This is a genomic window from Caballeronia sp. 11_S32 (genome assembly GCF_056930355.1).
Genome location: NZ_JBXOWH010000002.1, coordinates 331,397 through 352,350, shown reverse-complemented (window position 1 = coordinate 352,350; position 20,954 = coordinate 331,397). Strand labels below are relative to the sequence as shown.

16 protein-coding genes and 3 pseudogenes are annotated in these 20,954 nt (G+C 60.3%); 8 read left to right on the top strand and 11 right to left on the bottom strand.

All coding sequences use genetic code 11. The features are described 5' to 3' along the window. The first annotated feature begins 10 nt into the window (after positions 1–10). The 4 genes from AC1Z32_RS09805 (at position 11) to AC1Z32_RS09790 (ending at position 3,330) form a co-directional block, all read left to right on the top strand. Positions 11–682 carry a hypothetical protein gene (locus tag AC1Z32_RS09805; RefSeq protein WP_483478518.1) on the top strand — a complete coding sequence of 224 codons (672 nt, stop codon included), beginning with the start codon at positions 11–13 and terminating at the stop codon, positions 680–682. A gap of 201 nt (positions 683–883) precedes the next feature. Continuing rightward, positions 884–1,156, top strand: a complete 273-nt coding sequence (locus AC1Z32_RS09800; RefSeq protein WP_483478517.1) for a hypothetical protein — start codon at positions 884–886, stop codon at positions 1,154–1,156. A gap of 261 nt (positions 1,157–1,417) precedes the next feature. Continuing rightward, positions 1,418–1,579 (top strand): hypothetical protein, encoded by a 162-nt coding sequence (locus tag AC1Z32_RS09795; RefSeq protein ID WP_483478516.1) that lies wholly within the window; start codon positions 1,418–1,420, stop codon positions 1,577–1,579. Between the two features lie 356 nt (positions 1,580–1,935). Beyond that, entirely contained in the window at positions 1,936–3,330 is a 1,395-nt protein-coding gene (locus tag AC1Z32_RS09790) for an ATP-binding protein (protein ID WP_483478515.1), read from the top strand. 79 nt (positions 3,331–3,409) lie between these two features. Here the strand turns inward: AC1Z32_RS09790 and AC1Z32_RS09785 are convergent. Further along, positions 3,410–3,541 (bottom strand): annotated as a pseudogene (locus tag AC1Z32_RS09785) (IS5-like element ISCARN85 family transposase); the annotation flags it as partial. Positions 3,542–3,915: 374 nt separating this feature from the next. Here AC1Z32_RS09785 and AC1Z32_RS09780 point away from each other — a divergent pair. Then, positions 3,916–4,943: pseudogene (locus AC1Z32_RS09780) on the top strand (IS110 family RNA-guided transposase). Between the two features lie 631 nt (positions 4,944–5,574). Here the strand turns inward: AC1Z32_RS09780 and AC1Z32_RS09775 are convergent. The 10 genes and pseudogenes from AC1Z32_RS09775 to AC1Z32_RS09730 all read right to left on the bottom strand — a co-directional run bounded on the left by AC1Z32_RS09775 (position 5,575) and on the right by AC1Z32_RS09730 (position 16,362). Beyond that, a pseudogene (locus AC1Z32_RS09775) lies at positions 5,575–6,743 on the bottom strand (IS91 family transposase). A gap of 21 nt (positions 6,744–6,764) precedes the next feature. Next, positions 6,765–7,640 carry a site-specific integrase gene (locus AC1Z32_RS09770; RefSeq protein ID WP_483478514.1) on the bottom strand — a complete coding sequence of 292 codons (876 nt, stop codon included), beginning with the start codon at positions 7,638–7,640 and terminating at the stop codon, positions 6,765–6,767. A gap of 389 nt (positions 7,641–8,029) precedes the next feature. Continuing rightward, positions 8,030–8,824: an IclR family transcriptional regulator gene (locus AC1Z32_RS09765; RefSeq protein ID WP_483478513.1), complete on the bottom strand. Its 795-nt coding sequence runs from the start codon at positions 8,822–8,824 to the stop codon at positions 8,030–8,032. Positions 8,825–9,121: 297 nt separating this feature from the next. After that, a complete protein-coding gene (locus tag AC1Z32_RS09760) occupies positions 9,122–10,078 on the bottom strand; it encodes an SDR family NAD(P)-dependent oxidoreductase (RefSeq protein ID WP_483478512.1) in 957 nt (318 codons plus the stop codon). Beyond that, on the bottom strand, positions 10,078–10,410 hold the full coding sequence (locus AC1Z32_RS09755) for a DUF1330 domain-containing protein (protein WP_483478511.1): 333 nt from the start codon (positions 10,408–10,410) through the stop codon (positions 10,078–10,080). Before AC1Z32_RS09755 ends, AC1Z32_RS09760 begins: the two co-directional genes overlap by 1 nt. Before the next feature lie 58 nt (positions 10,411–10,468). Continuing rightward, complete coding sequence (locus AC1Z32_RS09750) at positions 10,469–10,936, bottom strand: cupin domain-containing protein (protein WP_483478510.1); 468 nt, start codon at positions 10,934–10,936, stop codon at positions 10,469–10,471. Between the two features lie 44 nt (positions 10,937–10,980). Then, positions 10,981–11,889 carry an NAD(P)-dependent oxidoreductase gene (locus AC1Z32_RS09745; RefSeq protein ID WP_483478509.1) on the bottom strand — a complete coding sequence of 303 codons (909 nt, stop codon included), beginning with the start codon at positions 11,887–11,889 and terminating at the stop codon, positions 10,981–10,983. A 98-nt stretch (positions 11,890–11,987) separates the two neighbouring features. Further along, positions 11,988–13,529, bottom strand: a complete 1,542-nt coding sequence (locus tag AC1Z32_RS09740; protein ID WP_483478508.1) for an acetolactate synthase large subunit — start codon at positions 13,527–13,529, stop codon at positions 11,988–11,990. 96 nt (positions 13,530–13,625) lie between these two features. Continuing rightward, positions 13,626–14,849: a CaiB/BaiF CoA transferase family protein gene (locus tag AC1Z32_RS09735; protein ID WP_483478507.1), complete on the bottom strand. Its 1,224-nt coding sequence runs from the start codon at positions 14,847–14,849 to the stop codon at positions 13,626–13,628. A 58-nt stretch (positions 14,850–14,907) separates the two neighbouring features. Then, positions 14,908–16,362 (bottom strand): aldehyde dehydrogenase family protein, encoded by a 1,455-nt coding sequence (locus tag AC1Z32_RS09730; protein ID WP_483478813.1) that lies wholly within the window; start codon positions 16,360–16,362, stop codon positions 14,908–14,910. 636 nt (positions 16,363–16,998) lie between these two features. Here AC1Z32_RS09730 and AC1Z32_RS09725 point away from each other — a divergent pair. From AC1Z32_RS09725 to AC1Z32_RS09715, 3 genes are all read left to right on the top strand, one after another. Beyond that, entirely contained in the window at positions 16,999–18,399 is a 1,401-nt protein-coding gene (locus AC1Z32_RS09725; RefSeq protein ID WP_483478506.1) for a GntP family permease, read from the top strand. A 173-nt stretch (positions 18,400–18,572) separates the two neighbouring features. Further along, complete coding sequence (locus tag AC1Z32_RS09720; protein ID WP_483478505.1) at positions 18,573–19,781, top strand: acyl-CoA dehydrogenase family protein; 1,209 nt, start codon at positions 18,573–18,575, stop codon at positions 19,779–19,781. Between the two features lie 12 nt (positions 19,782–19,793). Then, on the top strand, positions 19,794–20,933 hold the full coding sequence (locus tag AC1Z32_RS09715; RefSeq protein ID WP_483478504.1) for an acyl-CoA dehydrogenase family protein: 1,140 nt from the start codon (positions 19,794–19,796) through the stop codon (positions 20,931–20,933). The last annotated feature ends 21 nt before the right edge of the window (positions 20,934–20,954 follow it).

Sequence of the window (20,954 nt, the reverse complement as noted above, 5' to 3'; positions counted from 1 at the left end):
AAGGAGCAACATGACGCAATCCGTACGAGCCATTCTCTGTGCGACGCTTGCCGTGTGTGAATGCGACGAAGAGAACTTCGTCGCGTGGCACACGCGCGAGCATATGCCGGAGCGCCTTGCCATTCCCGGATTTCTGCGGGGCCGGCGCTTCGAGCGTACGGACGCGAAACGATGCTATCTGATTCTCTACGACGTCGACGGTCTTTCCGTGCTGTCTCGACCGGATTATCTCGAACGTCTGAATAACCCTACCACCTGGACGCGCGCCACGCTTCCGACGTTTCAGGATGGACGGCGCTCAGCGTATCGGTTGCTTGCGAAAGCCGGAAGCGCGGAAGCGGGGTTCGTCATGGTGGTCGGCGTGCGGGCGCTCAATGCGCTGGCGTTAAAGGAAGAGATTACCTCTGCGTTGCTAAGCGACTGGTGCGGGCGGCCTGGCATAGTGCGGATCACTTTCGCAGAACCTGACCCGTCCGCATCGACGCTTGTAACGGAAGAAAGTCGCCGAAGCGGCAATCGCTTTGCCGCAGAGTGGATCTTGTTGGTGGAAGGAATCTCTGAAGAGCATCTGCGGCGGTTCGCTCGTGACGAGTTCACGGCCTCCCGCTGCCTTGAGTGGGGACTAGTCGAACCTAAGTCCTGGAAGACATACGCCTTGCAGGTGAGTGCTGGCAAGAACTGATTCCTGACGGCTTTCTCGTCAGCGATCGAATGCACGACTTACGCTTTATCCACGACCTCTCCTGATATGGATCTTGCTTTGCGAGTTCGGCGTGCCTGGCGCGTTCGCAATGACGAAGCTTTTAGTCTCGAAGTTGTCCGTTCGCCTTTCCCGCGCAAACCGTAGGGTCAGGTCTGAGAAACGCAAAGTTCCGCACCACGTATGTTCGACTCGCCGAGCGACGATCTGCGTCAAATACGTATGCCTATGATTCTATGTGATGATGTCCGTGCGCAGGCGGCCCAGCTCGCCAACAGAGAGGATGCCTCGCTGTGGCGATGGTTCTCCGCACTGTACCAAGAGGGAAGAATTCGATGGTGCAAATCCCCAAATGGCTGGCTGGTCAGTGTTGATCACCGGCATCTAGCCACTGACACCGACTTCGACGCGGCGATGCGGATATCGCGTGAGCGCTACATCGATGTTAAAAAGTGAGCAACGATACGTCCGCCATCGACTTGATCTGCGAACGGTTTGCGTCGGAGCGCTGACTCGACATAAGTAACATAATCAACTCAGCAGCAAATTCGACGCGCACCCGGATTGGAGGCTATTCCGGTGGCGGGCGGCCTGATTGCAGCTATTACGTTACCGACGCAATCCGGGTCGGTTGCCGCCGCGAGGAACGAGCACCGAGTAAGACGAGATGCTGAAGGTACGCGCCGGCGTATTCTTCAAGCCGCCATCGAGCACTTCATGAAGTTTTGGCTTGGGGATGCACGGGACGACGCGATCGCCACGGCTGCCGGCACGAACGAGCGCATGCTACAGCACTACGTTTCTTCGAGAAAGGATGGACTGTGCGTCGCCGTGCTCGACGCCGTGTATGCGCAGGCGCGGCACGAGAGGGAAGTCTGAATTGGCTTAAAATCAAGGCCTTGATGTCCGGGTGCGAGGCTAGCGCTTCCTGGTTTGTAATCAAACAGGGGAATTGAACAACCGGGGTCACCGACCCATGCGCACACAACTGATGTCGTAGCAGGATTTCAAGTAGAGTTGTTGGTACCGGTCTGGTCTCTCCCGCACGCTCCCTCGAATTGCAGCACGGGTTCTAACACACTCTGAGCGGGACGCTTGCCTCTTCGTCGCCGTTCTCGATTGGGGCCGCGCAGATGACATTCCGGCGGGAGGCTACGGCGTGGCGTTTGTCGAAAGCAAGTGGACGACCGCACCACGTCCTCGCTCGTACTGCTGTCGGGAGGGGAAAGTGAACCATGATCGAACTCGACAAACTGGGCAAACTGCCGATCTTTTCGGACCTTCCACCTGAGCGTCTGCAATGGCTGTGCGATAACCTGACCGAATTCACCGCTAGGGCGGGAGATGTGCTGCTCGCGGAAGGCGAGGTGAACACCAGTTTGCTGCTTCTGCTCGAAGGCGAGGTCTCGACGACGCGGCGAGCCGAAGGCGAGCTTTCAACTCAACGTTACGTTGCACCCGATTTCTTCGGCGCGCCAGCACTGGTGGCGTCGATCCCCTATCCCGCGACGCTGAGGGCGACGAGCGATTGCCTGATCGCCGCACTTCCGGAAACGGCGTTCCGCAATCTTTTTTTGTTGTCCGGTTCCTTCACGCGCCTGGTCGCTCGCGGCATGACCGACTTTCTAGCCGCGCTCGAAGTCTCTGGACGCAATCGAGAGAAACTGGCCGCACTGGGCAAGCTCTCGGCAGGCCTCGCGCATGAACTTAACAATCCCGCGTCAGCCGTGTCGCGGGCCCTCGACTACATGCTCGACGGACTCGCAACGCTCGAGGATTCAGCCTTGGCGCTCGGCTTGCACGCGGTCCCTCGCGAGACCGTCGATGCGCTGAGAACCATGGCCGCACGCAGCGCAGTGCAGACCGGTGTGAGCGTCGGTGATGCGCTCCGAGTAAGCGAAGCAGAATCGCGGCTTGGTGACTGGCTTGGATCACATGGCACGGCGAAGCCGTGGCTGGCGGCTCCGTGTCTTGTCGCGCATGGGATCACATCCGATGATCTCGAGCCGTTGGCTGCCCGGCTGAACGCGGATCAACTCGGTGCGGCAGTTTCGTGGATAGCCCAAGTCCTGGAACTTCGATCTGTGATGCATGAGGCGAAGCGCGGCGCGGCCCGAATCTTTGATCTTGTCAAGGCGATGAAGTCTTACACATTTATGGACCAGGGGCCGCGGCAGGAGGTCGACATTCACGCCGGCATCGAAGATACCCTGACCGTGATGGGGCACGAACTCAAGCGGGGCATTGTGATAATGCGTGATTTTGATACCGGCATGCCGCGACTTCCGGCGTATGGCAGCGAACTCAACCAGGTGTGGACCCGGATCATCGAGAATGCCGTTGAGGCGATGAACGGGCAAGGGGAACTCATCATTCGCACGCGCCGCGACGCGGATCGTGGCGTGGTCGAGTTTATCGACTCCGGGCCGGGTATTCCGCAGGACGCAATTCCGCATCTGTTCGAGCCTTTCTTTACGTGCAACCTGGTCAGTCAAACGCAAGGGCAAGGTCTGGGGGTGGGTCTGCATGTCGCTTATCGTATTGTGGTTAATCGGCATGGGGGAACCATCGAAGCCGCTTCACGTCCAGGCGAAACCATTTTTCGGGTGACGTTGCCGCTGAAGACATGAGCAATGGCCTCGCTTGATCTGGGCACGAACGTAGGCCGCAACGAAAGGGTCGCCGTCCTGGGAAGCTTTAGAAACGTTGGGCAGTGATTTGGAGGTGCACGATCTGCTCGCGCTGCAATTCCGTGACGTCGCGATCCAGTACACCGCTCTTGTACCAGCGGTTCATTCGCGTGTAGATCGTAGACCATCGGTTGAACCTGACGATCAGCCCGTGAAGTAGCTTTACATAAATGAATTTAGCGTCAAACAGTAGTACTACTTTCTAACGTGCCTATGGCGAGCCGCGAGAGGCGAGTTCCTGGTGCGGGCAAGGATTATTGACGTCTGGCTCCAAATAGCTGGTGTCATCAGGAATCGCTGCTGCAACCTCAACATGCGGATCGCCATCGCCGACGGTCGCGGTAGTTCGTCGATGAATCGACGCGCCACCATGCGCTCAACCTGACCGAGTTCGCTTAAGACACTATGACCTTCCGTGAGGCAGAGGCTGGCCCGCCGTGAGAAATCAAACGCGGATCAGCATTATTGCCAGAGCCGCACGGTGTGGACGGTGCCACACCCGGCGATTTCCCGCACGGAGCCAGCATGGAACACGATAGCACGCTGTACGTCGGCCAGGACGTTCACAAGGACTCGATCACGGTCGCCTACGCGTTCGGCGCGAGCGAGGTCGAACTGTTCGGCAAGATCGGTACGACGAAGACCGGTATCGATCGCCTGCGCAAGCGACTTCAATCGAAAGCCCGACACGTACGCGTCGTCTATGGGGCAGGGCCATGTGGCTACGGCCTTTACCGGCAACTGGTCCGGAAGGGGTTCGACTGCATGGTGTGTGCGCCGTCGTTGATTCCCAGAAAGCCCGGCGAGCGCGTCAAGACGGACCGCCGCGATGCGGTCAAGCTTGTGCGGTCCCTACGCACCGGGGATCTGTCAGCCGTGTACGTTCTGACCGTCGAGGACGAGGCATTTCGTGACTTCGCCCGCGCATGGATGACGGCCAAAGTCGCTTTGAAGCACGCGCGGCAGCGGCTCAAGTCATTCCTGCTCGCACACGACGTACGCTAACCGGTCATGCTGACTGGGGGCCTGCTCACCGACGCTGGGTGAGCCAGTATGCGTTCGCTAGCGAATGGCAACAATTCGCGTTTGAAGAGCTTCGGCGCACGATCGAAGATCGGCTCGCGCAATGTCAGCGTGTGGAAGCCGCCTTGCGTGAGGCGGTGACCAACTGGCGGTTCTATCTGGCTGTCTTGGGCTTGCAGGCGATGCGTGGTGTGCAGTTCACCACGGCCGTTGGGATGCTCGCCGAACTCGGCGATCTGTCGCGCTTTAACCATCCGCGTCAATTGATGGCGTGGCTCGGTGATACCCCGTCAGAACACTCATCAGGCGACAAACGACGGCAGGGGAGCATCACCAAGACCGGCAATAGCTATGCAAGAAAGTTGCTCGTGGAAGCGGCCTGGAGCTACCGACACCCGGCACTGGCCGCGCGTGGCAAGAATGCCAATGCCACGGTAGTAGCCGTCGCTCGCGAACTATCGGGTTTCATCTGGGACGTCGCGCGCCTGGCGATGTCCCTCGCGCTACCCTGTAGCCGAGCGACAACCTGATTGCGAGCAGCACATCGCTCATCCGATAGATTGATAATTTTCCTGAAGGCGGCGTAGCCCGGCTACTCGAGCAACCCACGGCATAATCCCGCAACGGACATCATCCGACTTGCGGCTTAAGAATGCGGCAGGCTCACGAGACGGTCCACTGTAATGCGGAAACCAACCCGCGGATATCAGGATGATCCACCGTCGAGATTTACTGCTACGCCGGCTTCAGGGAATTACTTAGCCTATGAGCACACTGCAAACCACACCTTCCGATTGACAAGGAAAGTCATATAGGGTTATTCGATGCCTGCCATCGGCCGCTGGAATGTGACAGTGCCTCCAGATGTGTCGGCAGGCGTCGAATAAGCCCGATGGAGGAAACCGCGGAGTGCTCCGATGCGTTTGGAGCTTCGCGCTTATGGTGATTGATAGGTCAGGATGCTCGGCGGTGTCGGATGCGGCGCGGCCGATCGGGATACCTGAAGCGCGCTGACGGGGTGACGAAGCAGTGCAGTCGTGCAATCTTGATGATGAAGTAAGCCTGCGAGGCGTTTCCAGGAGCGATGCGCGCAAACGTCCGCTCGTGGGCCGCGTTGCCGCAAAGCCGACGTTCGACAGGCAGATCGAGGAGCCATGGCGCTCATGTTTGACCCCGGCGCATAGGCGGTGCGCGGATCGGGGCGCTGCGCGCGAGGATCTCGATGACGATCATCGGTGCACCGCAATGCCGGCAAATGAAGAGGGGCCGGGTCTCGATGACGGTGTCGTGGGGTGACGGGCTGAGCTCGGGCGCGACGTGCAGGAGATCGCGCACCTTCGCGAGATTGGCGCGGCGCACCGGGTTGGTGAGCAGTCCGTAGTGACGGATGCGATGGAAGCCACCGGGCAGTACATGAAGCAAGAAGCGGCGCATGAATTCGCCGGTTTCGAAGGTCATGGTCTGTAGCGGGTGCGGCCCTTGGCACGGCAGTTCTTCCAGCGGAACGTCACGCCGCGCTCATCGAAGGCGACGAGGCGCTGGTTAGAGATGGCGACTCGGTGCGTGTAGCGTGAGAGGTACTCGAGCACCGCTTTGGGTCCTGCGAACGGGCGCTTGGCGTAGACCACCCATTCGCAGGCATGTAGCGGCGCAAGCCATCGGGCAAAGGTGGTGGGATCCGCAAGCCCGGTGTACTCGCCGAAGAACTGCAGATGGCCACGGTGGTGAACTGCTTGGAGTGCCTCGAGGAAGCGGCACCGGAACAGGCGTGAGAGGACGCGCACCGGCAGGAAGAAGCCCGGCCGGCAGGCGATCCAGCGCTCACCGTCAGCCGATAGCCCGCCACCAGGCACGATGCCGTGCACATGCGGGTGATGCGTGAGTGCCGATCCCCAGGTGTGCAGCACGAGCGTGGTGCCGATCTGGGCGCCGAGATGCCTGGGATCCTCGGCGATCGTGCGCAGCGTGTCGGCGGCGATGTCGAACAGCAGCCCGTAGATGACCCGCTTGTTGTACCAGGCGATCGCGCTGATTGGCGCGGGCAGCGTGAAGACGACGTGGAAGTATTCGACGGGCAGCAGATCGGCCTGGCGCGCCTCGAGCCAGCGGTATGCGGCGCTGGCCTGGCACTTCGGACAATGCCGGTCACGGCACGAGTTAAAGGACACTTCTGTCTTTGCACAGCCTGAACAGCGCAGCACATGTCCGCCCAGTGCCGCTGTGCGTCACCGTTCGATGGCCGACATGACCTTCAGCTGCCCCAGGCTCAGGCGTGTGTTGGCTCGCCACGCTGGCCCGTGGCTGCGGAAGATGTCCGCAACCTCCAGCATGAGGCGCTACGACGCGTTGACTTATTCGAAGGGCAGACGGTCCAGGGGGCTGGTGACATCATGCAGCAGGTCGGTGGCCACCTGGACGTAGAGCGCTGTATTCTCCAGCTTCGCGTGCCCGAGCAGCACCTGGATCACGCGGATATCCACCTTCTGTTCGAGGAGATGTGTCGCAAAAGAGTGGCGCAGCGTATGCATGGATACGCGGTTGTCGATGTTCGCGGCCTCGGCGGCGGCATGAATGGCGCGGTTCAGTTGCCGCGTGCTCAGCTGATCGAGCGGATCGAGCCCGGGAAACAGCCACCCGCCATCGAGCTTCTTGCCCTGCGCACGGGCCACGCGCCACCACACACGCAGGCGCTCAAGCAGCACCGGCGAGAGTATCGCGTAGCGGTCGCGGCGGCCCTTGCCCTGCTCGATACGCAGTGTCATGCGTTCGCTGTCGACGTCGGTGACCTTCAGCGCCACCACTTCGCTGGCGCGTAGCCCCGCGCCGTACGCGACCGACAGCGCGGTCTGGTGCTTCAGGTTACCAGCGGCCTCGATGAGCCGACGCACTTCGTCGGGGCTGAGCACGACGGGTAATACGCGGGGCACGCGCACGGGTTGCATCCTGACCATCAGCTCGGGCCGGTCGAGCGTGACTGTGAAGAAGAACTTCAGGCCGGTGATCGCGTGGTTCAGCGACACGGCCGATGTGCCGTGGTCGACCAGATAGAACTGGTAGCGCCGCAGGTCCTCGACGGTGGCCGTGTCAGGTGAGCGCCCGAGAAAACGGGCGAACTCACGCACGATGTGCAGGTAGATGTTCTGCGTCTTGGGGGCAAGCTGGCGCATGCGCATGTCGTCGATCATGCGCTGACGCAGTGGACTGACGTTTGATTGTGAGGAGATCATGATTCCGCTCCTGCCGGAGAACGAGGCGGATTGCCTCATTCGCCAACATACGGAATCACGATGCCGGCCTCTCCCTGAGCACCGGCGTCTGACCGTAGCCCCTACCGCGCGAGCGGTTTATTCCAAGCGGCCATACGCCGTCATTCGACCGCGCGTCCAACGAAACACCCAAACGACGGCTTCGCCTCGAAAAGCGAGCATACGAATGCCGAGATGCGCGTCATATCTCTGACCGTTGCAATGTTCCACGGCTCTCACCCGGGAAAGACACCCGCCTTGGCGTCACGCGCGTTGTCGCGAATGTTTGAACGGCGCGCCACCATCTCACCTGAAACGACCGTAGAACTCGACGGTGGCTCGGCGCAGGGCTGCGCCAAATCGTGCTTGGATCAAGAGAACGATGCATTGCTTCCACAAGCCTGCGAAACTCGCGTGCTCGTTTCAACAAGACACTTGATGGCCTTGGCCTTGATTCGTCCGACATCAGCGCTCGCGCCGATCAAGGTCAGACAAGCAACCGCTTCCTCCTGAACGTCGAGTATCGGAGCGCTGATAGCCGCAAGACCAGGAATAAGGACCGATTCGGCTTCGTCGTATCCGCGCTTGCGGATCTTTTCAAGGCGCTCAAGCAACTTCGCAGGCGGCTGCTCGAGATTTCGGGAGACTGCTAGCTCGATAAGATGATCCCGGACCTGCTCTGGCATGAACGCCAGCATTACCCGTCCCGTGGCCGAATTAGTCAACTGGAACGTGGATCCGACGGATAGTGTGGTGATAAACGGAACGTAACTGCGCTCCCAACGGATGATGGTCGGACCGCGATCACCCAGTACGTTGAGCAGCGTAGGAAGCCCCGTGCTCGCTACTAGTTGCGGCATGGCCTCGCTTGCAAGGCGCAGGGGATCCAGACGTCCCAGCGCCGAGGCGCCGATGCGAAGCGCGGTAGGTCCCAGGTCGTAAAGACCCGTGATCTCGTCCTGGACCGCGAGTCCGCTCGCCATCAGACTGGCCAGGTAGCGATGCGCGAGGCTATTCGGCATGTCGACCGCGCGCGCCAAATCGCGCAAGGGCGCCGCTTTTCCTGCCTCGACAAGCGCGAGCAGGACTTCCGTCGCCTTGTCAGCCGATTGTATGCGGCGACGTCCTGCGCCGTTGCCGGCGGAAGCCGAGGCGGTGTCGTCCACAGGCGCACCTGAGAATCGTGCGACTCGCTTTTTCGCTTCTGACAATGTCGTCGATGCCTCTCAATGGGGTCGGTCTGCGAATCCGTGTGCCCCTACACCTGGGGAGTTTGTTCAATCAAGGCGCACAGGGCCACTCTGATAGGCGGCTGAGTCTACCACGTCGATTCCACAGTCCGATGTCGACGAAGCGCTCGCTGCCGCATTCTTGAATGTGGTATCGATACTCTTCCCGTTTTTTGTTCGCGTCAACGAGGCAGCACGAGCGTAGGGGATGCAGATTCTTCCACCCCTTTCACTTCACGAGCTCGAAAATCCACCATCAACCGCGAAAATCTGGCCGGTCGTGGTCTTCGATTCGTCCGACGCCAAGAATAGCGCAGTCATCGCCACTTCTTCTAGCTTGACGAGTCCAAGAAGTTGTCGCTCGCTGCTTTTTTTCAACACGTCCGGCTGCTTTTCGATGAGGTCCAGCACGCGGTCGGTCGTCGTTACCGCGGGAGCGAGCGCGTTCACGCGAATCTGATGCGGCGCGTATTCGACGGCCATCGAGCGCGTAATCGAGGCGATCCCGCCTTTCGCTGCCGTGTAGGCGTCCTTCCCGCGCGTACCAACGAGCGCAAAGACCGAGCAGCTATTGATGACCGATCCGCCTCCGGTTCTCAACATGGACGCGATTCCATGCTTGCACGTAACCCAGGTACCAAACAGATCGAGCTTGACCGCACGCCAGAACTCTTCTGTTGGGCAGTCTGTCACACGAGCATCAACAGCGCTTGATCCGCCCGCATTGTTATACAGGACATCGATTTTGCCGGTGAACCTGACGGCGGTATCAATCGACTCACGCACACTTTCTTCGCTCGTGACATCTAAATGAACGAACTTCGCCTTTCCTCCTTTTGCGTTGATCGCCTCGGCGACCAACTTGCCGTTATCGGTATTGAATTCCGCGATGACAATGGCGGCGCCTTCGCCGGCAAACCGTTCCGCGGCGGCGCGTCCGATGCCCGCGTCTGCTCCCGTGATAAATGCGACCTTTCCCGCCAGTCGGCCGTTTGCGTTGATCATGCTAGTCAGCTCTGAAGTCTGTCGTTTGCTCTGAATCGATATGCGCGTCGCTATACCGTTCGCTATGCGAAGATCGCGCCGGGCGACCGCGTGGATCCACGGAAAGATAAAACGCTCTTTTAGCGGATAGTCGGACGAAGCCGCGACTGCATCAGGCGCAAATCGCGGCGTCGCTCCTCTGTCCATTAATCCGTTCCAGACAGGCACATGACACGCGCGTCTGCATTACGTAGGCGAAGGGGCAAAATATTCTGATAAGCGGCCGACGCATACCAGTCTTCTGCCTTTTTTGGGCTTTCGAATTCGAGGACTACGATGGTGCCCGTGTCGGTCCCGCCTTCGAGCACGTTTTGGGTACCTCCACGGATCAGAAAGGTGCCGCCATATGCGTCCAGCGTAGCCTGGACTTTGCTACTGTATTCGTTCCATTCCGCTCCGGGCGAACGAATGGTCACTTCGGCGATGATATAGCCTTTAGTCATTTCTGGAATTGCCTCACGCTTGATTGTTTTCGACAACGCAACGTTGCCGATGTGCTCGCTTGCCGACAGCGTTCAGTGTCTATCCGTTCCGAAGTTAGCGTTGCGCGATGAAACGCTCAGGCGGCTCGCAAGCCACCGTTCCCATCTTCGCGGGTATCGAGACTTCGAGAAGCTCGAAATCTTCCGAGATCGCGAGTTCATTGTGCTTGAGCCCGCCCGGAATATGGAGGGACTCTCCCGCACTTACGCGGATATGGCGACCGTCTTCGAAGATGAGATCGACCCAACCGCGCAGCGTGAAGATGAACTGCGATTCGCAGAGGTGGTAGTGCCAGCCTGTCTGCTGCATTTCTCCGGTTGCGATGGTGAGCTGAGCGCGCATTCGCCCATTCGTGGCATCGGTGACGCCGAGGTCGCGGTACTTGAAAAAGGTTCGGCGCCCCGGCACGAGCGGAGCCGTCTCCGGGGTGGCGTAGGCAAGTTGCGCCATGAGATTGGCGCTATCACTGACAGCCGTGAGGAAATCGACTTTCTCGGTGGTTGAATCCATTGTCTGCTCCATAGGTGTACGAAATCATAGCGACGTAGTCAGAACGCGTTGGCGTCTCACTGCCGTGATGCGCCCCGAACCAGTACCTTGCTGCGCTCTTCGACGAGCTTGATGATCGAGGTGAAATCGTCGCGACCGCGGCCTTGCTCCATCGCTGAGTGCCAAAGGCTTCTCGCCTGGTCCAGCACGGGAACGAGAACCTCTAGGGCGCGAGCCTCGGCGATGGCCAGTTCCACGTCCTTTGCGACAATCGAAATATGAGCGCCGAAATCGAATGCTCCGGGGATCGCGAAGCGAGCAAGAATATCCGCCGCTGCGCTTTGCCCCGTGCTGGATTTGATGACTTCGATCATGGCGTCGGCGTCCAGGCCCGCTTTGGCGCCCATCGCCAGCGCTTCTGATGCGACAGCCATATTGGCGGCCAGCATGATGTTGTTCACCAGCTTCATTGCCTGCGCCTGACCGGGTCGATCGCTTAGCTTGTGAATCTTCTTTGCGATATGACCGAGCCATTGCATTGCAGGTGCGACGTTGTCGCTCGTTCCTGACAACATGATGGATAGCGTGCCGGCACGCGCCGCTGACGGGCCGCCGCTGACGGGCGCATCGACCGTGGCGATATTGTTGCGTGCGAGCCTCTTCGCAATCGACGAGACCGCGGTGGGCCCGATCGTCGACATCTCGACGTAGGTCTGCACGGCCTTGCCGGCCGCGACGCCCTCCGGACCGAAGATCGCGGCTTCGCAAACGTCACTGCTAGGCAGGCAGGCCATGACGACAGCGGCCGAATCCGCGACCGAGCGAGGGCTTGCATGCGCGACCGCTCCCGCTTCCACGAGCTGCGTTACAGCCTCGGGGTTCGGATCAAAAACGTGTACTTTCGATTCAGGTTGAATGAGCCGCATGGCCATTGCGGCGCCCATGTTGCCAAGGCCAAGAAAACCGACGTGCGTTATAACGCTCACGTTCGTATGTCTCCAAAAATTCTTCGCGTCATCAGCATGGCAGCTATGCCACGCCGCGCTTCTGCTGGATTCCGCGCCTTGCGTAGAGCAAGGCCTCATCAGATAAGCAGTTCGATCAGGAAAGGGCCGTTCTGACGGAAGCTCTGCTTCATCAGATCGGCGCATTCCTCGAGCGTCGTTGCACGCGCGGCCTCAACGCCCATGCCATTCGCCAGCTTGACCCAGTCAAGATCAGGATTCGACAGATCGAGCATGCCCATGGCAGTCGGACCTGGTATGGCCCCAACGTTCTCGTATTCGCCGATCAGGATGTTGTACTTGCGGTTACTGAGCAAAATCGTCGTGCAAGGGAGTCTTTCGCGAGCTTGCGTCCACAATGATTGAAGCGAATACATCGCCGAGCCGTCAGCCTGCAGGCTGATCACTCTTCGCGATCCGCCGCTGGCCACGGCTGCGCCGGTCGCAACCGGAAGGCCGTCACCGATAGCGCCGCCGGTGAGCTGCAGCCAGTCATGCGGTGCCGCCGCGTGCGTGAACTTGTAGAAGCCACGTCCATAAGAGATGCTTTCATCCGAAACGATCGCATTTTCTGGCATCAAGGCCGCGAGTGTTCGAGCGAGACCTTCCTGCGTCGGCGCGCCGCTGCCGGCTTCGGGGCGCGGTCCCGCATCCGGCATATCGACCACGGGCGCGTCGAGCGCTTCAGCGAGCGCGAGCAGGGCGGCTTCGGGGTCTTGATCGAAGCGCGACAGATAGTGCAACTGAGCGCCGCTGGAATACTGGGTCGAGGGCTTGCCGGGATACGCGAAGAACCCGACTGGCGGCTTCGCATTGACCAGAATGATGTGCTGAAACGGCTCCAGCACTTTGATCGCCTGATCGGTGTTGTATGGTACGCGCTCGACCGGCAGACGACCGCATCCACGCGCGATGCGTCCATTCACATATTCGTATTTCAGGGTCGCGCCGGTCGCGCTGGAGATTCGCCACGCCAGCGCCTGGGCCTTTGGAATCGCGCAGCGACCGCCTAGAAGAACCAAAACGTTCTTCTCCTGGCGCAGAATGCGCGCCGCGTTTTCGACAGCAAACGGGTCGATGATCGGGGCTGCCGGTACGGGAAGAGCGCGGGCGGCGACGCCACCCGCATCCCACGACGTATCGGAAGGCAGGATCAGGGTGGCGATCTGTCCCGGCGCGGTGCGGGCGGCTGCAACAGCGGCAGCGGCGTCACGGCCGACATCTGCGGCGTGCCTGCTTGTGCGAACCCAGCGCGATACGGCGCCCGCGAGGCCGGCTGTGTCAGCGGTAAGCGGTGCGTCGTAGGGGTGATGATACGTTGCCTGATCGCCTACGATATTGACGATCCCGCTATTGGCTCTGCGCGCATTGTGCAGGTTGGCCCAGCCATTGGCGAGACCTGGCCCGCAATGCAACAGCGTGCTCGCCGGTTTTCCGGCGATGCGATAGTAGCCATCGGCCATTCCGGTCACAATGTTTTCCTGCAGTCCGAGCACACAGCGCATGCCGGGAATCTGATCCAGGGCAGCGACAAAGTGCATCTCACTTGTGCCAGGGTTGGCAAAGCAGGTGTCGATCCCTGACTCCAGCAGTGTGGTGACTAAACTTTCAGCGCCGTTCATTCTCTACTTTCTCCGGTTCAACAATGTGCGAGTCGGGTTGCATGACGACACATGACCGACGCGCGATTCAACACGATCCACGACAACACTGAGCCCCTATACGATCGCATCCCGGCGAAGCGCCTGAATATGCTCATCGGTCAGGCCGCAAAGCGATGCAAGCACCTCGTCAGTGTGCTGGCCCAAGGTGGGAGGCGGCATGTCGTAGCTGACAGGCGACTCGGACATGTGGATCGGGTTCGCCACGCTCGGGACCGTTCCTGAAAGTGGATGCGGGATAGCGACTTGCATTTGGCGATGCTTCACCTGCGGATGTTCAAATGCCTGCGCGATGCTATTGATCGGGCCGGCCGGTACGCCTTTCTCATTGAATTGCGACGTCCATTCTTCGACAGTACGCGTGGACATGACTTCCTGAAGCATCGGAACGAGGGTGTCGCGGTGCGCCACGCGGGCAGCGTTCGTGGCGAACCTCGGATCGACCGCAAGATGGAGACAGTCGGCGATCTCGCAGAACTTCGCGAACTGACTGTCGTTGCCGACGGCGATCACCATTTGACCGTCCCTGACATCGAAGACCTGATAGGGAACAATGTTCGCGTGAGCGTTGCCCTGGCGCTGCGGCGTCTTACCCGAAACGAGGTAGTTCAGGTTCATGTTGGCCATCGTGGCGACCTGAACATCGAGCAATGCCATGTCGATGTACTGCCCTTTGCCGGTCGTCGAGCGCTGCGTGATGGCCGCTAGAATGGCGACCGTCGAATACATGCCGGTCATGATGTCGGCGAACGCCACGCCGACCTTCTGCGGTCCGCCGCCGGGGCGATCGTCACTTTCACCGGTAATGCTCATCAGGCCGCCCATCCCCTGCACGATGAAGTCATAGCCGGCGAGCGAGGCCAACGGCCCAGTCTGTCCGAACCCGGTCACCGAGCAATAGATGAGACGCGGATTGATTTCGCGAAGGTCTTCATAAGACAGACCGTATCGGTCCATGTCGCCGACCTTGTAATTTTCGATGAAGACATCGGCCTGCGATGCCAACTGGCGAATGATGGCCTGACCTTCGCGGTGTGCGATATTCAGTGTGACCGATTTTTTTCCGCGATTGGCCGCGAGGTAGTAGGCAGCCTCACCGGTGAGATTGCCCTGCGCGTCCTCGAGATACGGCGGACCCCAGCCGCGTGTGTCGTCACCGGTTTTGGGCCGTTCGATCTTGATCACTTCGGCGCCCAGATCGGCTAGCGTCTGGCTGGCCCAAGGTCCGGCGAGCACTCGCGACAGATCGAGTACACGTACTCCGGATAGTGCTTTGGACATCTCCCGTCTCCTGATTGAACCTGCTCGATGGTTAGGGCCGTGTTGTCTGATGACACGCTTATTCATGCGCGCTGGCCGAATCCGCCCAACCCGAAACAGCCTTGACTTCCAGGAATTCCTCGATGCCCCAGACGCCGCCTTCGCGGGCGCGTCCGGATGCCTTGATGCCGCCAAAGGGCGAGCCCGGGCCGCGCGGTCTGCCGTTCATTTCGACCATTCCGGAGCGCAGCCGCCCTGCGACGCGATTGCGCTTCTCGCCGTCAGTCGACTGCACATAGTTCGCGAGCCCATAAGGCGTGTCGTTGGCGATGGCGATGGCTTCCTCCTCGCTGTCGAACGGTATGATCGAGAGCACGGGTCCGAAGATCTCCTCGCGGGCAAGGGCCATCTGGTTGTTCACATCGGCGAATATGGTCGGCCGGACGAAGTAGCCGGTTTCATGTCCTCGCGGACGACCGAGACCTCCCGCGACAAGACGTGCACCCTCGTCGATGCCTGTCCCAATCATCTCCTGCACTTTCTGGAACTGTGCTTCGGAGGCGAGCGGACCGATATGCTTGCCGGGTGCGTGGGCCGCATCGACGGAAACGTCCTCAGCAATGGCCCGCGCTTCATCGACCACGCGCTCATAGATGGCGCGCTCGACCAGCATACGCGTGGGTGCGTTGCAGCTTTGCCCAGTGTTCTTGAAGCAATGGAGCACGCCGCGTTTGACCGCATTGGCATCCGCATCGGCGAATATGAGGTTCGCGCCCTTGCCGCCGAGTTCGAGCACCACGCGCTTGAGCGTATCGGCGGCCGCTTTCGATATGGCGATGCCCGCGCGCGTCGAACCCGTGAAACTGATCATGTCGACATCGGGATGAGAAGAAAGGCGCGCGCCGACTCCGATGCCGTCGCCGTTGACGAGATTGAACACGCCCTTCGGGAAACCCGCTTCATCGACGTACTCGGCAAAAAGCATAGACGAGAGCGGTGCGATCTCCGACGGCTTGAGCACCGTTGTGCAGCCTGCCAGTAATGCCGGCACGACCTTGAGCGTGACCTGATTCATGGGCCAGTTCCACGGTGTAATCAGGCCGGCGACGCCGATCGGCTCCATCAGGATGCGATCGTTGGGCGCATGCGGTCCCAGAGGCCGTTCGAACGGGAACTCGCGAAACGCCGTGATGAAGTTCCTGATGTGATAAGCACCGGCTCCGACGTGATCGGACAGTGCCATGTCGATCGGCGCCCCCATTTCCAGACTGATCACCCGCGCCATTTCGGGGGCGCGTCGTTCATAGATGTCGAGAAGCCGCTCCACCAGCCGAAGGCGTTCGGCAGGCCCTGTTCCCGACCAGCTTTCGAATGCCAGCCGGGCGGCCCTCGCCGCGCGATCGGCGTCTGCCGCATCGCCGATGGAGATGACAGCGCAAGGCTGTTCGGTCGATGGATCGATCACCGGGAGTTCGCGGGCTTTCTCAGGCGCTACCCACTTCCCTTCGATATAGAACTGTCTCTTATCAAGCACGATTTCTCTCAGTCTTCGGATGCAAAACAGATGGACTTTCAGACGACCTCCGCAGGCTCGCAAGGCAGATTGAGGCCGGAAAGCGCCGATGACTGAACGGTAAACGGATTGAACGGTGTTGTAAATAGGGATATTGCGTTGTCTGTAGGATAACGTCATAGGGTTTTTCCTGAAAAGGCGATGCGCAGGCCCATCCCTCGTCGGCAGACAGTTGCCGATCCTCGCACCGTCCCGCATTGCCGCTCCGACGCCACGGCTCTCGTTTCGCCGAGGTACGGACTTGCCCGTTCCTCGTCGGCGAACCTCCGGCCGAGAATCAACGGGAAGGCAACCGAAAAATTATCCTATAGACAACGCCATATCCCTATTTACAAAGTCTGGCTGGCGGTTTACCGTTCGGTCACTGGCACTTCGTTCCTGCCGACGCACGCCGCGGAATGTTTTGCTAGTCACTTTGTCATGCCGTTGCATAAACGCTTCTTCAGCGTCCGGCAATGGCGCGGAACACACGGCCGCGACTGACAGACGCGACCGCTTTACCACTCAATTGCGGAGTGTTCGATTCGTTGTACGTAACACGGCGACTGGCGCGATGTCAGAGGCCGATATAACTCATAGATGGAATTGGAGACTTGCATGGCCCTGATCATTGTCCTTTGTTCGCTGGCTTTCTTGATGCTGGCCGCATATCGCGGCTATAGCGTCATTCTCTTTGCGCCAATCGCAGCACTAGGTGCCGTGTTGCTGACTGAGCCAGCTGCCGTCGCGCCCGTGTTTTCAGGCATCTTCCTGGAAAAGATGGTGGGCTTCGTGAAGCTCTACTTCCCCGTGTTTCTGCTCGGCGCGTTGTTCGGCAAGGTAATCGAAATATCGGGCTTCGCGGCGGCGATCGTCGCTGCAGCGATCCGCTTTATCGGCCGGTCGCGTGCGAATGTGGTAATCATCGTTGTGTGCGCGCTTCTGACGTACGGTGGAGTATCAGTGTTCGTCGTCGTATTCGCGGTTTATCCGTTCGCAGCAGAGTTGTATCGACAAAGCAATATTCCGAAGCGACTCATGCCTGGCGTGATTGCGCTGGGTGCTTTCTGTTTCACGATGGATTCGCTTCCGGGCACGCCGCAGATTCAGAACATCATCCCGACCACGTTCTTCAAGACCACCGGATGGGCCGCGCCTGCGCTTGGCACGGCCGGGTCCATTTTCATGCTCATCGTAGGCCTGATTTATCTGGAGTGGCGCCGCAAGAGCGTGATGGCGAAGGGCGAAGGTTACGGTAGTACGCTCTTGAACGAGCCGGCTCGCGTCGAAGAGCATGCGCTGCCCAATCCCGTGCTCGCGATCATGCCGCTCATATTGGTTGGCGTCGCAAACTATCTCTTCACGAAATGGATTCCGGTCTGGTACGGCGCGTCGTACACCGTTGCGCCGCACGTACTCCCCGGCGTCCTCGCCCCGGTGACCACATCGATCAAAACCGTGACCGCAATCTGGGCCGTCGAGGCAGCGTTGATTCTCGGCATTGCGTTTGTGGTCATCTCGGCATATCGGCGCGTTGTCGCAGCATTCGCCGAAGGCACACGAGCCGCCGCAGGTGGAGCATTGCTGGCGGCGATGAATACAGCATCGGAGTACGGCTTTGGTGCGGTGATCGCGGCGTTGTCAGGCTTCGTCGTAATCGGCGACGCCCTCAAGACCATTCCCAATCCGCTCGTGAATGCCGCCGTGTCGGTGAGTACGTTGGCCGGCATTACCGGATCCGCCTCGGGCGGCATGAGCATCGCACTTGCCGCTACATCGGAGATGTTGATCAAGAACGCGCAAGCCGCACATATACCGATGGACGTATTGCATCGCGTAGTTGCCATGGCAAGCGGCGGAATGGACACACTGCCGCACAACGGAGCAGTGATTACGTTGCTGGCCGTGACAGGTCTGACTCATCGTCAATCGTATTCGGAGATTTTCGCCGTGACTCTAATCAAGACGATTGCGGTCGTTTTCGTGATTGGTGTTTATTACGCGACCGGACTGGTTTGAAATCCGAGTTCCACGTCCAGACCAGATTGTCGCGAGCATCTCGCGACCGCTGGACGTGCTCGGCCTGCATCGCCGCTGCTTGTGGAACTCGTCGCTAACGGCAAGAACTTCATGAGCCTGTACCAGTCGGCCTCAACCGCTCAAGGCATCATTTTCGAAATGGAACCACAGTCATGGACCTGAAATTCACCGCTGACGAAGAGGCGTTTCGCGCGGAAGTGCTGGAATTCCTGCGCACGTCGCTGCCCGAGCGCATCGCGCACAAAGTGCATACGGGCAAGCACCTGACGCGCGACGACATGGCGCAATGGCACGGCATCCTCAACGCCAAAGGCTGGCTCGCGAATCACTGGCCGAAGCAATACGGCGGCCCCGGCTGGACGGCGGTGCAGAAGTTCATCTTCGAGAACGAATGCGCGATTGCGGGCGCGCCGCGCATCGTGCCATTCGGCGTGAACATGCTCGGGCCGGTGCTCATCAAGTACGGCAGCGAAGCGCAGAAGCGTCACTGGCTGCCGCGCATTCTCGACGGCTCCGACTGGTGGTGCCAGGGCTATTCGGAACCGGGCGCGGGCTCGGACCTCGCATCGGTGCGAACCACCGCCGTGCGCGCGATGGAGAACGGCCAAGAGTATTACATCGTCAACGGCCAGAAGACGTGGACCACGCTCGCGCACTTCGCGAACATGATCTTCTGTCTCGTGCGCACGTCGCAGGATGCGCGCAAGCAGGAAGGCATCAGCTTTCTTCTCATCGACATGAACACGCCGGGCGTGGAAGTGCGTCCGATCATCACGCTCGATGGCGAGCACGAAGTCAACGAAGTGTTCTTCACCGATGTCCGCGTGCCCGCGGCGAATCTCGTCGGCGAGGAGAACAAGGGCTGGACCTATGCGAAGTACCTGCTCACGTATGAGCGCACGAATATCGCAGGCGTGGGCTTTTCGGTCGCGGCGCTGCGCCGCCTGAAAGCGGCTGCGGGCAAGGTGCAGAGCAATGGCCGCGCGCTCATCGACGATCCCCTGTTCGCCGCGCGGCTCGCGCGCGTCGAGATCGATCTCGAGAACATGAAGACGACGAATCTGCGCGTGATCGCGGCAGTGGCGGGCGGCGGCGTGCCCGGCGCTGAAAGCTCGATGCTCAAGATTCGCGGCACCGAAATTCGTCAGGAGATCTCGTCGCTGATGCGCCGCGCGATGGGACCGTATGCGCAACCGTTCATCGACGAGGCACTCGACGAGGGCTACGAAGGCGCGCCGGTCGGACCGGATGAAGCATTGAGCGCGGCGGCGCAGTACTTCAACAATCGCAAGCTGTCGATTTTCGGCGGCTCCAACGAAATTCAGAAGAACATCATCGCGAAGATGATGCTCGGGCTCTAAAGGATTCGCACGATGAATTTCCAGCACACGGAAGACCGGCGGATGCTCGCGGATTCGCTGAACCGCTTCATCGCCGAGCAGTATGGGTTCGAGACGCGCGACCGGATCGCGCGCTCGGAAGAAGGCTTGAGCCGCGACATGTGGCGGCGCTTTTGCGAGCTCGGCATCATCGGCGCGTTCTTCGATGAATCGTCCGGCGGCTTCGGCGGCGACGGCTTCGATGTCTCCGTCGTATTCGAGGCGCTCGGGCGCGGGCTCGTCGTCGAGCCGTTCCTCGATGCGCTGATCGTCGGGCGCGCGCTCGCGCAGTCGGGCAATGACAGGCAGCGCGGGATCATCGTGAAGATGATCGACGGCGCGGCGATCGCGGCACTCGCGCACGACGAGCCCGGCTCGCACTACGAGCTTTCACGCGTGAGCACGCGCGCGACGCGGCACGGCGATCAATGGGTGCTGAAGGGCGCGAAGGGCGTCGTGCAGCAGGGCGAGCACGCGGACGTGCTGCTCGTGTCGGCGCGCACGTCGGGCGGCGATCATGACGAAGCGGGCATTTCGCTCTTCGTGGTGCCGCGCGATGCGCGAGGCGTGAGCGTGCGCGGGTATCGGAAGATCGATGGCGGACGCGCGGCGGAGGTGTCGCTCGATGACGTCACGCTCGATGCCGATGCGCTCGTCGGCAAGGAAGGCGATGGCTACGCGACGCTCGTGCATGCGGTGGGTTACGGTCTCGTCGCGCTGGCTTCCGAAGCGGTCGGCGCGATGGATGTCGCGAAGGAGCACACGCTCGAATATCTGCGCACGCGTAAGCAGTTCGGCGTGCCCATCGGCGCGTTCCAGGCGCTGCAGCATCGCATGGCCGATGTGCTGCTGGAAATCGAACAGGCGCGTTCCGCCGCGATCAATGCGGCGGCGGCGGTCGGTGAGACGGACGTCGCGCGTGAGCGGGCGTTGTCGGCGGCGAAGTATTCGGCGGGGCGCATCGGCGCGCGCGTCGCGGAAGAGTCGGTTCAGTTGCACGGCGGGATCGGCATGACGTGGGAGCTGCCGCTTTCCCACTACGCGAAGCGTCTCGTGATGATCGATCATCAGTTGGGCGATGCAGACCATCATCTCGCGCGATATGTCGAACTGGGGCGCGCTGAGTTGTCTTGAGCGCGTACACGCTAGTACAAA